Origin of the sequence: Vibrio fortis (assembly GCF_000695685.1) — a bacterium.
GTDB lineage: Bacteria > Pseudomonadota > Gammaproteobacteria > Enterobacterales > Vibrionaceae > Vibrio > Vibrio fortis_A.
In genome coordinates this window covers 106,485-120,655 of sequence record NZ_JFFR01000009.1, presented here as the reverse complement: position 1 = coordinate 120,655, position 14,171 = coordinate 106,485, and the positions used below count along the sequence as shown (strand labels likewise).

Below are 14,171 nucleotides of genomic sequence, written 5' to 3'. Positions count from 1 at the left end.
ATGTCGAAAAGTATGTTATTAATATACGACCAATTTCTAAAGCTAATTTGACTTTACGGTATGTGCGTATTCTACAACGACTTGATTCCCTTCTATGTAAGCGTTTTGGATCTCACCATCAACACTCATTCTACTTTGTAAATAGACGATTTTTGGCCCTTCACTGCCCTCTTTTAAAGATGGCAAAACATTCTTGGGCTCGAGGTGCAACAAACGACAAAACTGGCTGACAAAAGACATCGTTAATGGGGCTTCACCTCTTAGGACTCTTGAGAAAGCGAGTTGATTCATACCCAGCTTCTTTGAAAATTCCATTTGAGTCAGGCGCATACGTGACTTCTGTGACATCCAAGTTTGATAAAGCGCATCTCTATCTAGGTCGGTAAATTCCATGAGGTTCCCTTTGTATAATTCAGACCTATTAATTGTGCTTTTTTCTATAGAAATTATGTCAACGTAAGGTTAGTGAAAACCAAAGGTTTGGTTGTGTTATGAACCCAATTTTGTACTAATTTAGTCATCCAAAAGAGTCATACTCCCAAACAAAAAATGTCAGGTATGCCCACTGTATATGCATACCTGACTTATTAGTTTGATTAATGCGTGAGAAGTGCTCAGAGCAAGTAAACTCCATACCTGCTGACACTTACAACAAATAATGGTCAAGCAACAACGCAGCAAACAACACCATTAGGTGATAAATAGAGAATTTGAAGGTCTGCATTGCGCTAGTGGCATTGCTGCGATACTTCAGAACCCAAGCGTGGTAAACAAAACCGCCATTGAGCACTAAAGATGCGCTAAGGTATATCCAACTGCTCATGCCAACCAACACAGGTAAAATACACACCACACTAAGTAAAAGCGTGTAGAGAAGGATTGATGTCTTGGTGTACTCAATGCCATGAGTAACCGGCAACATAGGGATATTCACCTTAGCGTACTCATCTCTACGGTGAATCGCCAACGCCCAGAAGTGAGGCGGTGTCCAAATAAAGATAATCATTACCAACAGCCAAGCATTAGAGTGCAACTCATTAGTGACAGCCGTCCAACCGAGCAAAGGTGGCATAGCACCAGCAATACCAGCGATAACAATGTTTTGAGGCGTCGCTCGTTTGAGATACATGGTATAAACCACCGCGTAACCTAATAAGCTTGCGAAAGTTAACCATGCTGTTAGCGCGTTCACCCACACAACTAAAGCAACAAAGCCAATCACACCAATCGATGCTGCAAACATAAATACGCGAGCGCTGCTTAGCTCTCCTGAAGGTAATGGTCTTCGACTCGTCCTGCTCATCTGCCCATCAATTCTTCTATCAATCAAGTGATTAAATGCCGCAGCGGATCCAGCCATCAACCCAATGCCGAGCATCCCGACCAAAGTTTGTTGAATCGGTAAGCCGTTAGGTACGGCGAGACACATCCCAACTAACGCAGTGAGTAGCATCAATGCGACAACCTTAGGCTTGGTCAGAGTTAGGTAGACTCTCCACGCTGCTTTTTCTCGAACAGCAGTGTTAGACGATGGTACAAATTGATTATGCGTATCCGTTCTACTAGCCATGCTTACCTCCGCCTAATGCGCTTCCCTTCAATAAAAAGTCCCTTGTCTGACGCTGCCATACCAAAAAGTTGGTAACAACCAATGTGACCAGCAACAGTGCCGCCACTAGGTTGTGCATTACGGCAACTGAGATAGGCAAATGGAACCAGACGTTACTGATACCGAGTCCAACCTGACATAACAGTACAAATGCTAAAATGGCACTGAGCTTTCTTTGCCCATGCCCAGCTTGAGACCAGAGCTGATAAGCGGTAATTAATACCACTAACACCGCGGCCATGGCTCCGAACCTATGCATAACATGAATGGTCAAGCGAGCAGGATATTCCAACACACCAAACTCGTAGTTGTCGTGTCCGCTTTGCCAAAGATCAAACGCCTTATCAAAGTCTAAATAAGCGAGCCAGTTACCTTCACATATTGGTAGTTGGGTACAGACTAATGCTGCATAATTCGATGACGTCCAGCCTCCCAACAAGATCTGCCCGACCACAGTCACGAGGCTGATGCTCGCCCAAAACCTTAACCACAATGATTTAAATGGCGCAAAACCCTGCCCTATCTTGTTTAAACGGCAGTACAGCAAGCTCAGTAGTGACAGAAGCGTGAAGCCTCCCATCAGATGCGCCATTACGACGACTGGCATCAATTTCAGTGTTACTGTCCACATCCCCAGCAGTGCCTGAAAGATAACGGTAGCTACGATGAGTAAAGGCAACCCTATTGGCGTCACACGTTTCGAGACACTCCAAGCAGCGATCGCAAAAACAAGTAGACCAAGCGAGCCAGCGAAGTAGCGATGTACCATCTCTATCCAAGCCTTATCCGCTTCTAGAGCTCGCTCTGGATACTCAAAATTTGCATTAGCGACAGCCGACTCACCCGAGGGCACTACGAGCTTGCCATAACAGCCAGGCCAATCAGGGCAACCTAGTCCTGCATCAGACAAACGAGTATATGCGCCCAACACAATCACGATGAGCGTAAGAATCAAGCTCACTTTAACTAGTAACAGCAATGATCTAGGGGTTGAATTCATCATCAATACCGATCTCCCTATCTGTTGTGAAACAACTCGCTACTCTTTTAGAAACTCACCCGACTCGAGACAACTTTAGTAGCTTCTTCAAATCATGGATTAAGCCTTTTGATTGAGGCACTAGCTCTTCTGACTGAGCAACACTCTTGTACACCATCACTAGCTGCCCTAGAGGGTCGATGACAACAATAGAGGCTTCACCGAGTCTATTGGTAAGCTGTTGATTAACCATTACTTGTGTGAAATCCTCATGGTCAACAGCACTGTTGCTTTCAGCGCTAATAGCAAAGATCACTGGCGTCACACGTTCGCGATTTTTACCCAAGGCCAAATAGCTCTGTTTAATGTAATGAAGCTGCTGCTCGCATAGTTGGTTGCAGTCTTCAGGGGCAACATAACCAATAAGCCACCCCTGATTTGGATCTTCAAAATCTATAGAGAAATCATTAAGCGTCACCCTTGGCTCAATAAGTAAACCAGTATTGGTTGCCCCTTCGTTGTACCAGTGCTGGTCTAAAACGGTTTTCGCGATAATGGCTGGCAAAGCAAAAATAATAACAAGCCCGACAAGTAGCCATCGTCCTTTACGGCGCCTTTTCTCAAATGCCATTTGCTCATCACTTTTCATCGTGATTCTCCCTTTTGTCGCGCTTGCTGAAAAAGCGGTAGCCCAATAGCAACATCAATCCCGACAATACTGCTGCCATCGCAAACCACTGCACTGAATAGCCAAAGTGTTTTTCCGACTTCATCGCTGTTGGCCGCCATAGCAATTCATAAGGCCACGTCTCATCCTGAATCGGTTGAAACAAAACAGGTAGAATATCTGTAGCGGTATAATCGGATATCGCTGCGATATTTAAATTTTGAATACGCTTCGGCGTGGTCTCTTCTAAAGCCAAATCAGAACTTAATGGGTTAGTCGAACGCACATATAAACGACCTGAAACTTGTTGAGGCATTAAAGGCAATTCAATCACCGGAAGCTCACTACGCTTTTTGCTGGCTTTGACAAAACCTAAATCCACTAAGATGTACTTTGGCTCAGAGAATCCAACTACAGGCATTAACTGATACAAGATGTACCCAACACTGCCTTGGTGAGTTTGATTGTCCAGTAAGAACATCAACCCGTTATCCTCAGCGAAGTTCACCGTTACTTTAGTACCATTCAACATCTTTAAGTATTCACTGCCTGCAGCGCCATTGCTCTGGTCCGTTATAGAGAGAGCTTTACTTTCGATACTATTTGCCCAAATTTCCCAATCCGTTAACACAGTAACCAGTGGCTTACTTGGTTGCGTTGCTCTCATCGCTAGATGTTGTTCAAGCTGCTGCTTCTCAAACCCACGCTCTCTTTGCCATAACCCCAACTTGATTAATAAGCTGACAGAAACCAAAGTTAAAAGAGCAACCACCCAAACGCCGATATTTCGACGTTGATTGATTTGATGATTTGCTTCATTAGGGGTTAACACCATGGTTTCATCGACATCCGTAATCTTGTTTAAAGTTCTTCTTGTCGCCCTTCTGTTTGTTATTGCCTTCAACCTCATGAAAGCGTTATTTCAGTTCTCATCTGGCAAACACAGTGGCAAACAACTAAGTCATTTCCTCGGGCGACGCGTCTTCTTCTCTGCCGTTGTGGTGGTCCTATTGCTTCTTGCGATGGCGACAGGCTTTATCACGCCTAATCCACGCCCTTACTAACTGCTCGTACACAATGTCTAGAGCAATCACAACACGTAAACGAAGATAAACAGACCTAGCCAGACCACATCAACAAAGTGCCAATACCAGCTACCTGCTTGGAAGGCAAAATGGTCTTTAGGCGTAAAGTGGTCTTTGGCTACACGCCCTAATAACACGATCAAAAAGATAGTCCCTAAGCAGACATGCAAGCCATGAAAACCAGTAAGTAAAAAGAAAGTGTTACCGTAGATGCCTGACTGTAAAGTCAAGTTCATCTCTTGGTAGGCATGGATATATTCTTCTGCTTGGAAGAAAAGAAAAAAGCCTGCGAGCACTATTGTAATTTCCAACCAAACCGTTAGCGCCATACGTTGGTTCTTTTCAAGGCTGATATGAGCCATGTGCAGTGTCACGGACGAGAGCAATAAGATGACGGTATTTTTCAGCGGTAACCCCTGCCAAGACATAGCTTGAGTCGTGACGCCATCTGGCGTGGTTGTTAGCGGCCACATCGATTGAAACATCGGCCACAACACCTCATGAGTCATCCCATTGTTCCCTGCACCACCTAACCAAGGCACCGAGATCATTCGCGCGTAGAAAAGTGCGCCAAAAAAGGCACCGAAGAACATGATTTCAGAGAAAATAAACCAGCTCATACCTTGTCGGAAGGAGCGAGAAATCTGCTCAGAATAGAGGCCACTTAACGACTCGGTAATTACATTGCTGAACCACCCTGCCAACATATAAAGCAGCACCGCAAAGCCCAGTAGCAAAGTAACTTTGCCAAATACTCCACCCGCTGCGTCAGTCCCCATATTCTGCACAGTTAACCCTGAGCCAAGCGCGACAAGAAATAGAGCGACAGCGCCAACTAGAGGCCAGTGACTCTGATGCGGAACAAAGTAGATTTCCTTTTTAGAACTCATTGCTCAACTCCTTTTGTTGATACAGGTTCTTGCGACGGCTCAGTTTTTCGCGACTACATCCTGCTCTGATGACGTCCCATTGGTAATGTTAAATAAGGTATAAGAGAGAGTCAGAGTGTGGATCGACTCTGGAATATTAGGCTCGATATAGAAGATCAAGCCCATTTCGGTACTCTGCTTGGCGTTCAACGGTTGTTGATTGAAGCAAAAGCACTCCATCTTATTGAAGTATGTTGCACCGTTGCCGGGAGATACCGACGGCACCGCTTGCCCAACTAGATTCAGCCCAGACATATTGGTTGCAATGTAGTTGGTCTGAATCACTTCACCAGGGTGAACTTCAAGCACGCGCTTCTCTGGCTCAAATCGCCATGGCATATCGGGCTTAATATGCGACATGAACTCAACTCGCACGGTGCGACTGTAATCGGGCTGCATACCTTGAGGCTGAACCGCAGACACCGTATTGGTTTTGCCATTGATACCCAAAGCTTCACACATCACGTCATACAGCGGCACCAAAGCAAACCCAAAGCCAAACATGCCAATCACACTCAATACCAAATAGGCCGTCAGTTTCTTGGTTGACCGCTTTGTGGTGTTATTTTGAGTTTGTGTATGTTCGTCTCGCGATTGCTTGTTCATGGCTCACCTCAGTCCACTTTTGGTGGGTGTGTAAAGGTGTGATGCGGTGCAGGACTTGGGACTGTCCACTCAAGTCCTTCAGCTCTCTCCCAAGGTTTACTCTCTGCTGGCTCTCCACCTTTAATGCATTTGATGACCAACCATAAGAAGATCAATTGCGATAAACCGAAGGCAAAACCGCCAATCGACACCACCTGATTCACATCAGCAAACTGAATCGCGTAGTCAGGGATACGACGTGGCATCCCCGCTAAACCAAGGAAGTGCATTGGGAAGAAAAGAACATTCACGGAAATGACCGAAGTCCAGAAGTGCCACAAACTCAATTTGTGGTCATACATGTTGCCCGTCCATTTGGGCAGCCAATAGTAAGCCGCCGCCATGATAGAGAACACTGCGCCAGTCACCAGAACATAATGGAAATGCGCAACCACAAAGTAGGTGTCATGATATTGGAAGTCGGCAGGAACAATCGCCAACATCAGCCCAGAGAAGCCACCGATGGTAAACAGTACAATAAACGCGATCGCAAAGAGCATCGGAGTTTCGAAGGTCAGCGCCCCTCGCCACATGGTCGCAACCCAGTTAAACACCTTCACTCCTGTAGGCACCGCTATCAGCATAGTGCAATACATAAAGAACAGCTCGGCGAAGACTGGCATCCCAGTGGTGAACATATGGTGTGCCCATACCAAGAAAGACAAGATTGCAATACTGCACGTTGCATAAACCATTGAATGGTAACCAAACAAACGCTTACCACTGAAAGCTGGGATAATCGCTGAAACAATGCCAAACGATGGCAATATCATGATATACACCTCTGGATGCCCAAAGAACCAGAAGATGTGTTGGAACATCACAGGGTCTCCCCCACCAGCCGCATCAAAGAAGCTCGTCCCAAAGTACTTATCGGTTAGCACCATAGTTACCGCGCCTGCGAGGACTGGCATCACCGCTATTAACAAGAACGCAGTAATCAACCATGTCCAAACGAACATCGGCAGCTTGAACCAAGTCATACCTGGAGCTCGCATATTGACGATGGTTACAATCACGTTGATCGCACCCATGATCGAACTGATACCCATGATATGAACAGAAAACACAAACAGTGCCGTACTGTCTGGCCCATAAGTTGTCGATAGAGGCGCGTAGAAAGTCCAACCAAAGCTTGGGCCACCACCTTCAGTAAACAATGATCCAACTAAAATGAGGAAAGCAAAAGGAAGGATCCAAAAACTGAGGTTGTTCATACGAGGCAGAGCCATGTCTGGCGCTCCGATCATCATCGGAATCATCCAGTTGGCAAGGCCGGTAAACGCTGGCATGACTGCACCAAATACCATGATCAACCCATGAACGGTTGTCATCTGATTGAAGAAGTCTGGCTCAACCAGCTGTAACCCTGGCTGAAATAGCTCAGCGCGAATGACCATTGCCATCGCGCCACCCGTGAGGAACATGGCAAAACTGAACCACAAATAGAGTGTGCCTATATCTTTGTGGTTAGTGGAATAGAGCCAACGAGCCCACCCCTTAGGAGCTTCATGATGGTCATGCTCAGTTACATCGATTAAATCGTCAGCAGTATGACTAGCCGCTAAATCTTCAGCCGGAGCAGACTTCACCGGCTTGTTAATTGGTGAACTCATATCGCCTCCTTGCTATTCGGCGTTGCATTCGAGTCGGTGGCAGCATCCTCACCTCCACCTTCAACTTGCTGCTTGTAGGCATTGATGTCTGACGCTTGAATAACATCACCAGTATCATTACCCCAAGCATTTCGTTGGTAGGTGATTACTGCAGCGATCTCTTTTTCTGTAAGTTGGTTATCAAAGGCCTGCATCGCAGTTCCAGAGCGGCCATAGACGATGACATCAATATGCTCCGATACATTTCCAAGTGCCACTGGGCTACCCTTAATAGCAGGGAACGCGCCTGGAATCCCCTCGCCGTTTGCTTGATGACAAACAGCACAGCGAGATGCATAAACCTGCTCACCAATCGAATTCAGCTCATCTAAAGAAAGTGACGCATCTAATGCTTCCTTAGCGGCTTGAGCCTCAGCAATCGCGAGCGCCTTCTGGTCAGCCAGCCAAACATCGAAATCTTCTTCTTCCATGGCTTGAACAACAATCGGCATGAAGCCGTGAGCACGACCACATAACTCGGCACATTGACCACGATAAACGCCGGGCTCATCTATTTTTGTCCAAGCTTCATTAATAAAACCTGGAATTGTGTCTTTTTTCACAGCGAATGCAGGAACCCACCAAGAGTGAATCACATCGTCCGAGGTCATTAAGAAACGGACTTTGCGATTAATCGGTAGCACAAGTGGTTTGTCTACCTCTAACAAGTAATGCGCGCCTTTCGCTTCGATACCTTCAATCTCTTTGTCACTGGTTGCCAGTAAACTAAAATACTCGACGTCTTCACCGAAGTAGCTGTAATGCCACTTCCATTGTGAGCCTGTAATTTTAACTGTGATTTCAGATTGAGAAGTATCTTCCATTGCAATCAAGGTTTTGGTTGCAGGGATTGCCATTGCGATAAGGATGATAATAGGAATGATGGTCCAGATGATTTCGACTTTGGTGCTTTCATGAAAATGTGCGGCAACTGCTCCCTTCGATTTCCTGTGCCTTAGGATCGAATAGAACATGACACCAAACACAACAAACGCAATGGCGCAGCAAATGTAGAAGATCAGCATGTGCAGCTCGTAGACTTTGCCACTAATCTCCGTTACCCCTTGCGTCATGTTGTATTCACTCGTTGCTTGAACAAGTGGAGCCACTAACAGCGACATAACACTACTGATTAGTAGCGCATACCTCAGCAATAATCGTTTCAAAAGATCTCTCCTCTATCCATCCATATTGGATATGTGCGAGCTATCAAACGGCAAACGCCGTCTCAAAAATGAAAGACTTGGAATCAGACCGACAAGCAATCCTCAATGACAGATTGCCAACACTGCTACCTGTTAAAAGCTACGAGCAAACTCGATAAAAGGTTCAAAAACAGCGAAGTTGTTACTTTTTGTTATATTTATGTAAAAGGCTAGTTATCGATACTCAAATATTCAAGGTCGCGTTAGTTACTAAATGCTCAATTATTTAATTTGTGCCTCAGCAAAAAAGTCGAACCTTTATCACTGTTTGCGCAAGTTTTACGATTGCCTTCAAGGTAATGCGAATGAATATCAATTACATTGATTGCAAAGCCGATTTATAACGAGAAGGTTAATGAATATGCAAGATGCCATGAACTGGTTGGCGAGAGACCCAGATCCAAGAACTCGCGAAGAACTTCAGCTACTGATTGATGAGAAGAATCACGATGAAATTGGCGATCGATTCAGTCAAAGATTAGAGTTTGGTACAGCGGGTTTACGCGGCAAAGTGGGCTGCGGTCCTAATCGAATGAATCGTTTAGTGATTCAAGAAACAGCAACAGGTTTAGGCCACTACCTAGCTGACCATGTTCCACAAGCGCTGCAACGTGGTGTTGTTATTGGCTACGATGGACGACTGGATTCGAAGCAGTTTGCTACCGATACCGCATCTGTTCTGTGTGCACTTGGTTTTAAGGTTTACCTAACGAGTAAAGTGGCCGCAACACCTATCGTCGCCTTTGGTATTGAACGTTTTGGAGCAGCCGCTGGCATTGTTGTTACAGCGAGTCACAATCCGCCAGAGTACAATGGCTTCAAGGTGTACTGGGAGAATGGTGCACAAATCATCCCACCACACGACAGTGGCATCGCAGCAGAGATCGATATCGCAGCGACCAAACCCATCCCGCTAATGAGCTTAAGTGATGCAGAACAAGATGAGAAACTGGTTTGGCTAACGGAAGAATACTATCAAGCTTACCGCCAAGCCGTGAATCAAGCTTCTTTTATCAGCAAACAAGGCTCCGAATTGGAAACGGTTATTGCGTATACTGCGATGCATGGCGTCGGCGCGCAAATGGCTGAGGACCTACTCCACGACAATGGCTTCCATAAAGTATTCAGTGTTGCTGAACAACGAGAACCGGATGGGCATTTCCCGACCGTTAACTTCCCTAACCCGGAAGAGAAAGGAGCTATGGATCTGGTTGTTCAATTGGCAGAGAGTGTAGATGCCGATATCGCTTGTGCTAACGACCCGGATGCAGACAGATTTGCGGTTGCAGTCAAACTTCCAGAAGGCGGATATAAGATGCTGACCGGTGACCAAGTTGGCGTGCTCTTCGCACAGTACTTGTCAGCCAAAGCGCACACGAAAACACAGCTTATCGGTAACAGTATCGTCTCTTCAACCCTGCTGGAAAAAGTCGCAAATTCGAATGGAGCAAAATACTTCCAAACCTTAACAGGCTTCAAATGGCTGACTAACGTTGGTATGCAGTTGGAAGATGAAAACAATGAGTTCTTGTTTGCCTATGAAGAAGCACTTGGTTACACCATGGGTACTCTAGTCCGTGATAAAGATGGCCTATCTGCTCTAGTGGTATTTGCTCAACTTGTTGAAGAGCTCAAATCACAAGGCAAGACAGTGTGGGACTTGCTGGCTGATATCTACATGCAACACGGCCTATATACTAACGCTCAGCGTAGCATTGCACTTGACCCAACAGCCCCTTCTATTGGCTCTAAATTGAGAAGCCAACAGCCAACGGCCATCAATGGCATTGCGATAAAAGTCATTGAAGATTTGCAATCATCGCTCCGTGTTACGGTCGGTGGAGCTACGGAAGCGATCAACCTTCCTGCAAGTGATGTGCTTATTTACCATCTAGCAGACGGGGCACGCATTATCGTTCGACCTTCAGGTACAGAACCTAAAGTGAAGGTGTACTACGAAACGGTCACCTCTTACGAACAGGGTAAGAGCTACTCTGAAGCGATTCAACGAGGTGAGGAATACATGAATCAGCTCATCGAAAAGCATCAGAGCGAACTCAACCAATAGTAGCTTTAAACTCGTGTTTGAGAGCGAATCTAGACGCTTAGTAAAATAGCTCTTTCGATACAAAAATGGACGCTCAGGCGTCCATTTTTATTCAATTGAGTTTGGCTTAGATTAACCAAAAAACGAAGACAGCATCCAAAGCGACAAGATCACAAACACGCCACCCATTACTTTCTGTTGATACGTTCTAAATTTCGCGTTTTCCAATAATGGTTTGCCCAGAGTTCCTGCCAGTGCAACCAGTAAGAAATTAAAAGTTAAGCCTAACAAATTAAGCAGCAAGCCCAACACAAGCATTTGTTCACCCGATGTGGCTTCAATGTTAGTTGAAACGAACTGAGGGAGAAACATCACAAAGAACACCAATGCTTTTGGATTAAGCAAATTACTGATCAGCGCTCTTTGGTAGTACGCTTTAGCTGCCGAGTTGTCACTAAGCTCAGGCGCATCACCTTGATCAGAACAAAGGCAATCCCACCCCATTTTCAACAAGTATGCACCACCCAACAGATGAAGTGCTTTTAAAGCAAGCGGGCTCATTGCAATCAACGCCGATACACCCATAGCCGCTAAAACCGTCAGAATGATCCCAGACGTCGCATTACCTAAACTCGCAAACAAGCCTACTTTTCGCCCGTAACTCATACTAGAGCTTGCGATCAGTAACATGTCAGGACCAGGAAGAAGAAGCAGTGCAACGACGGCAGTTAAGTAAACAGGAAGAATAGCTAGATCGATCATTAGATTGTGCGTTGATATAAAAAAGACGGCGGATTTTATATCAATCAAACACTTTTCACTAGATGCAATCAGTTGAAACCTTGGCTATTTAACGAATAAAAAACCAAAGCAACACAACTCATCAACGTAATTCGCTAATCCAACTTAAAGATAGCTATATTTGAGGGGTAATTGTTATCCGCAGACTAAAAACAACGGGGGAACTGAGTCGTCTGAATCGATAGTATATTTAGCTAATTCGTTACTTAGCTACCCACTCTATCTCGACCAAAGTCTGCTCACCACACTTCAATCGGCCCAAGAATAGGTCACCTTGATGAACCTCACCCACACCTTTTGGTGTGCCCGTCATAACCACATCACCATCAAGCAGCGTGGTATACGAACTCAACTCTTCAAGGATAATTTGCGGTGGGTAAAGCATCTGTGAAACATGGCCTTTCTGAACTCGAACACAGTTAATAAAGAGCTCTAAATGAAGGTCTGACAGGTCAACTCCGTCTAGCGACACAAAACGGCTAAGAACAGCAGAGCCATCAAATGCTTTGGCACGCTCCCATGGTAAACCCTTCCCTTTTAGGTAAGTCTGGAGTTCGCGCTTAGTAAGATCTAGACCTAGGCCGACAGCAACATATTGTCCTTGCTCGACAATAAAACAGATCTCCGCTTCATAATGGAGTGCTTCTTGGTGGAAAGAGGTTAAGGTCGAGGTCACACAGGTACTAGGCTTATTAAAGACCACCATGTGTTCAGGAATGGCGTTGTTCAACTCTTCAATGTGATCAACATAGTTACGACCTACGCAAAGAACTTTGCTTGGTGTTGCGGTAATTTTGGAGTCCTGCCACTGCTGCTCTACATGCGTGTTGCTCATTGTCTGTCCCTGACTATTAATCGAGCAAAGAGTTTAACTGATCAATGATGAAGAATCTTTGACAACCTAACACCTTGTTTCAAATATCTGATCTTTAGCGCAGTCTGAATAGGATGAGTAAGGTGGAAGTTTTTGAGATACAAAATAAAGCAGCCCCTTCAAACCTTTCGATTAGAAGGGGCCTAGCAAGTGTTTAGGACAGTATCCTAAGAGGGGTAATACTCTTGGGAGTAAACACTATGCTGAATTATGGTTGGCTTATAGGTAGTAACGAGCACCAAGTAGCCACTGGTCGTCAGCTTTGTCTTTGTAAACGCCAGAGCCTTGTAGATCGAACTGGTAGCCAGCAAAACCTACGAACTGAGACGTGAAGTTGTATTCAGCTTGTACAGCAGTTGTGCTGAACACAGTTGCGTTTAGCTTCTCGTCTTCAACCGCTTCGTAGTTAACACTTAGGTTTAAACTGTTAGATAGTGCGTAAGCAGCAAGTAGTTCAACTGCTGTTGTCTCTTCTAAAGGACCTAAAGAAGTCTTGTTCATGTAGTTGTTCATTGCGTAAACACCAGCAAGGTATAGGCCTGAACCGTATGAACCGTAAGTAGCACTTACAACATTAGAGTCTGCAGTCTTTGAACCAGAGATGCCGTCAAAGTTCACGTCACCAGTGTTGTATGCGTAGTTCACTGAGAAATCAGCAATGTTGTAGTTCAAAGCAACTTGAGCGCGGTTGCCGTACTCGTTATCTAGAGTAACAGCGTCGCTGTATTTAACTGAGTCAGCTTTACGACCTTGCCATGCAACACCAAGACCTAATGAACCAGCATCACCAAAATCTAGTGCGTTAGAGTAGCTAACCATCTCTTCACCACGACCTGTACCTAGGTTACCGTGATCGTCGTAGATGAAGTCGTTTGCAAATGCGATTGGCATATCTGCAACACCCGCTACGCTGTAGTATGGTGCCCACTGAGTACCAACAGCTGCACGACCAAAGTCGTCATGAGTTAGACCAACGTAACCAAGACGAGTAGAGAATGCATTGTCGCCACCGTCAAGCATGTTAAGCGCCCACTCACCTTTAGCATCAGCTGTAAAGCCGTTGCCTAGATCGTGAGTTGCGTTGAAGTTGATACGTGGAGATACAGTTTCAACACCGATATCGTCACTGCTAATGCGATCGCCACTGTTTACGTCACCAACAGCAACAGATACGTGACCACCAATAGAGAATGTTGTGCCGTCTTCGTTGTAAAGTTCTACTGCAACTGCCTGTGTACCAAATACAGCGCCAGAAACAGCAAGCGCTAAAAGTTTCTTATTCATTGTCATATCCATTTGTAACTTGGGGTGTTTACTCACTAACAACCTCTAGCCGAAACCGAAGTTGTTACCTTCATTTAACAAGTGAGGCAACCGTAAGCGATGAATGACAAAAAAGTTGCATTAAAATATATAAAATAAAACAAATGGAACTATAGAAAACAAAATAACAATTAAAAACAAAGTGTTAAAATACAAAACCACTCAGAAAAACCAAAAACATTTATAGTTATAAAAATATATTTTCGACTAAAAACCCATTTATATCGAATTAAGATTCACACAGACTTTTACCCCGTCAATCTCACTTTCTACCAAGAAACATTTCGCAACATTATGTAACATGCCGAATTTTTTAGCGGCGTGTAATTTATTAGTTCACCATATCAATCGA

Annotated in this window: 14 protein-coding genes; 2 read left to right on the top strand and 12 right to left on the bottom strand. The window is 45.0% G+C overall.

Annotated features, from left to right (window positions below; all coding sequences use genetic code 11):
* Nucleotides 1–42 precede the first annotated feature (42 nt).
* From VFDL14_RS15770 to VFDL14_RS15790, 5 genes are all read right to left on the bottom strand, one after another.
* Nucleotides 43–393 carry a helix-turn-helix domain-containing protein gene (locus tag VFDL14_RS15770; protein ID WP_032550270.1) on the bottom strand — a complete coding sequence of 117 codons (351 nt, stop codon included), beginning with the start codon at nucleotides 391–393 and terminating at the stop codon, nucleotides 43–45.
* A gap of 253 nt (nucleotides 394–646) precedes the next feature.
* Nucleotides 647–1,570 carry a heme o synthase gene (gene cyoE / locus VFDL14_RS15775; RefSeq protein WP_032550269.1) on the bottom strand — a complete coding sequence of 308 codons (924 nt, stop codon included), beginning with the start codon at nucleotides 1,568–1,570 and terminating at the stop codon, nucleotides 647–649.
* Nucleotides 1,563–2,612, bottom strand: coding sequence for a COX15/CtaA family protein (locus VFDL14_RS15780; RefSeq protein WP_032550267.1), 1,050 nt, complete (start codon nucleotides 2,610–2,612; stop codon nucleotides 1,563–1,565). Before VFDL14_RS15780 ends, cyoE begins: the two co-directional genes overlap by 8 nt.
* 52 nt (nucleotides 2,613–2,664) lie before the next feature.
* Nucleotides 2,665–3,237, bottom strand: a complete 573-nt coding sequence (locus VFDL14_RS15785) for a hypothetical protein (RefSeq protein ID WP_032550265.1) — start codon at nucleotides 3,235–3,237, stop codon at nucleotides 2,665–2,667.
* Nucleotides 3,227–4,090, bottom strand: a complete 864-nt coding sequence (locus tag VFDL14_RS15790) for an SURF1 family protein (protein WP_327196324.1) — start codon at nucleotides 4,088–4,090, stop codon at nucleotides 3,227–3,229. Before VFDL14_RS15790 ends, VFDL14_RS15785 begins: the two co-directional genes overlap by 11 nt.
* On the opposite strand from VFDL14_RS15790, the gene VFDL14_RS15795 reads away from it, so the two are divergent.
* The gene (locus tag VFDL14_RS15795) at nucleotides 4,089–4,319 is read left to right on the top strand and encodes a DUF2909 domain-containing protein (RefSeq protein ID WP_032550263.1); all 231 of its coding nucleotides are present in this window, start codon (nucleotides 4,089–4,091) and stop codon (nucleotides 4,317–4,319) included. The genes VFDL14_RS15790 and VFDL14_RS15795 overlap by 2 nt on opposite strands.
* Nucleotides 4,320–4,345: 26 nt before the next feature.
* On the opposite strand, the gene VFDL14_RS15800 is transcribed toward VFDL14_RS15795, so the two are convergent.
* Genes VFDL14_RS15800 through coxB form a run of 4 tightly spaced genes read right to left on the bottom strand, consistent with a single transcriptional unit; the run spans nucleotide 4,346 to nucleotide 8,735 of the window.
* On the bottom strand, nucleotides 4,346–5,230 hold the full coding sequence (locus tag VFDL14_RS15800) for a cytochrome c oxidase subunit 3 (protein WP_032550261.1): 885 nt from the start codon (nucleotides 5,228–5,230) through the stop codon (nucleotides 4,346–4,348).
* A gap of 39 nt (nucleotides 5,231–5,269) precedes the next feature.
* Nucleotides 5,270–5,875 carry a cytochrome c oxidase assembly protein gene (locus VFDL14_RS15805; protein ID WP_032550260.1) on the bottom strand — a complete coding sequence of 202 codons (606 nt, stop codon included), beginning with the start codon at nucleotides 5,873–5,875 and terminating at the stop codon, nucleotides 5,270–5,272.
* A gap of 8 nt (nucleotides 5,876–5,883) precedes the next feature.
* Complete coding sequence (ctaD, locus tag VFDL14_RS0123040) at nucleotides 5,884–7,530, bottom strand: cytochrome c oxidase subunit I (RefSeq protein WP_032550259.1); 1,647 nt, start codon at nucleotides 7,528–7,530, stop codon at nucleotides 5,884–5,886.
* Nucleotides 7,527–8,735: a cytochrome c oxidase subunit II gene (coxB, locus tag VFDL14_RS15810; RefSeq protein ID WP_032550258.1), complete on the bottom strand. Its 1,209-nt coding sequence runs from the start codon at nucleotides 8,733–8,735 to the stop codon at nucleotides 7,527–7,529. Before coxB ends, ctaD begins: the two co-directional genes overlap by 4 nt.
* A gap of 400 nt (nucleotides 8,736–9,135) precedes the next feature.
* Between coxB and VFDL14_RS15815 the strand changes: the two genes are divergently transcribed.
* A complete protein-coding gene (locus VFDL14_RS15815; protein WP_032550379.1) occupies nucleotides 9,136–10,842 on the top strand; it encodes a phospho-sugar mutase in 1,707 nt (568 codons plus the stop codon).
* Nucleotides 10,843–10,953: 111 nt separating this feature from the next.
* Here the strand turns inward: VFDL14_RS15815 and VFDL14_RS15820 are convergent, their stop codons facing one another.
* The 3 genes from VFDL14_RS15820 to VFDL14_RS15830 all read right to left on the bottom strand — a co-directional run bounded on the left by VFDL14_RS15820 (nucleotide 10,954) and on the right by VFDL14_RS15830 (nucleotide 13,780).
* Nucleotides 10,954–11,583, bottom strand: coding sequence for a LysE family translocator (locus tag VFDL14_RS15820; protein WP_032550257.1), 630 nt, complete (start codon nucleotides 11,581–11,583; stop codon nucleotides 10,954–10,956).
* A gap of 241 nt (nucleotides 11,584–11,824) precedes the next feature.
* A complete protein-coding gene (locus VFDL14_RS15825) occupies nucleotides 11,825–12,457 on the bottom strand; it encodes a fumarylacetoacetate hydrolase family protein (RefSeq protein WP_032550256.1) in 633 nt (210 codons plus the stop codon).
* Between the two features lie 258 nt (nucleotides 12,458–12,715).
* The gene (locus VFDL14_RS15830; protein ID WP_032550255.1) at nucleotides 12,716–13,780 is read right to left on the bottom strand and encodes a porin; all 1,065 of its coding nucleotides are present in this window, start codon (nucleotides 13,778–13,780) and stop codon (nucleotides 12,716–12,718) included.
* Nucleotides 13,781–14,171: the final 391 nt, after the last annotated feature.

Coding starts and splice junctions, on each gene's coding strand:
- VFDL14_RS15770 (WP_032550270.1), bottom strand. CDS start 393: ATGGAATTTACCGACCTAGATAGAGATGCGCTTTATCAAACTTGGATG.
- cyoE (WP_032550269.1), bottom strand. CDS start 1,570: ATGGCTAGTAGAACGGATACGCATAATCAATTTGTACCATCGTCTAAC.
- VFDL14_RS15780 (WP_032550267.1), bottom strand. CDS start 2,612: ATGATGAATTCAACCCCTAGATCATTGCTGTTACTAGTTAAAGTGAGC.
- VFDL14_RS15785 (WP_032550265.1), bottom strand. CDS start 3,237: ATGAAAAGTGATGAGCAAATGGCATTTGAGAAAAGGCGCCGTAAAGGA.
- VFDL14_RS15795 (WP_032550263.1), top strand. CDS start 4,089: ATGGTTTCATCGACATCCGTAATCTTGTTTAAAGTTCTTCTTGTCGCC.
- VFDL14_RS15790 (WP_327196324.1), bottom strand. CDS start 4,090: ATGGTGTTAACCCCTAATGAAGCAAATCATCAAATCAATCAACGTCGA.
- VFDL14_RS15800 (WP_032550261.1), bottom strand. CDS start 5,230: ATGAGTTCTAAAAAGGAAATCTACTTTGTTCCGCATCAGAGTCACTGG.
- VFDL14_RS15805 (WP_032550260.1), bottom strand. CDS start 5,875: ATGAACAAGCAATCGCGAGACGAACATACACAAACTCAAAATAACACC.
- ctaD (WP_032550259.1), bottom strand. CDS start 7,530: ATGAGTTCACCAATTAACAAGCCGGTGAAGTCTGCTCCGGCTGAAGAT.
- VFDL14_RS15815 (WP_032550379.1), top strand. CDS start 9,136: ATGCAAGATGCCATGAACTGGTTGGCGAGAGACCCAGATCCAAGAACT.
- VFDL14_RS15820 (WP_032550257.1), bottom strand. CDS start 11,583: ATGATCGATCTAGCTATTCTTCCTGTTTACTTAACTGCCGTCGTTGCA.
- VFDL14_RS15825 (WP_032550256.1), bottom strand. CDS start 12,457: ATGAGCAACACGCATGTAGAGCAGCAGTGGCAGGACTCCAAAATTACC.
- VFDL14_RS15830 (WP_032550255.1), bottom strand. CDS start 13,780: ATGAATAAGAAACTTTTAGCGCTTGCTGTTTCTGGCGCTGTATTTGGT.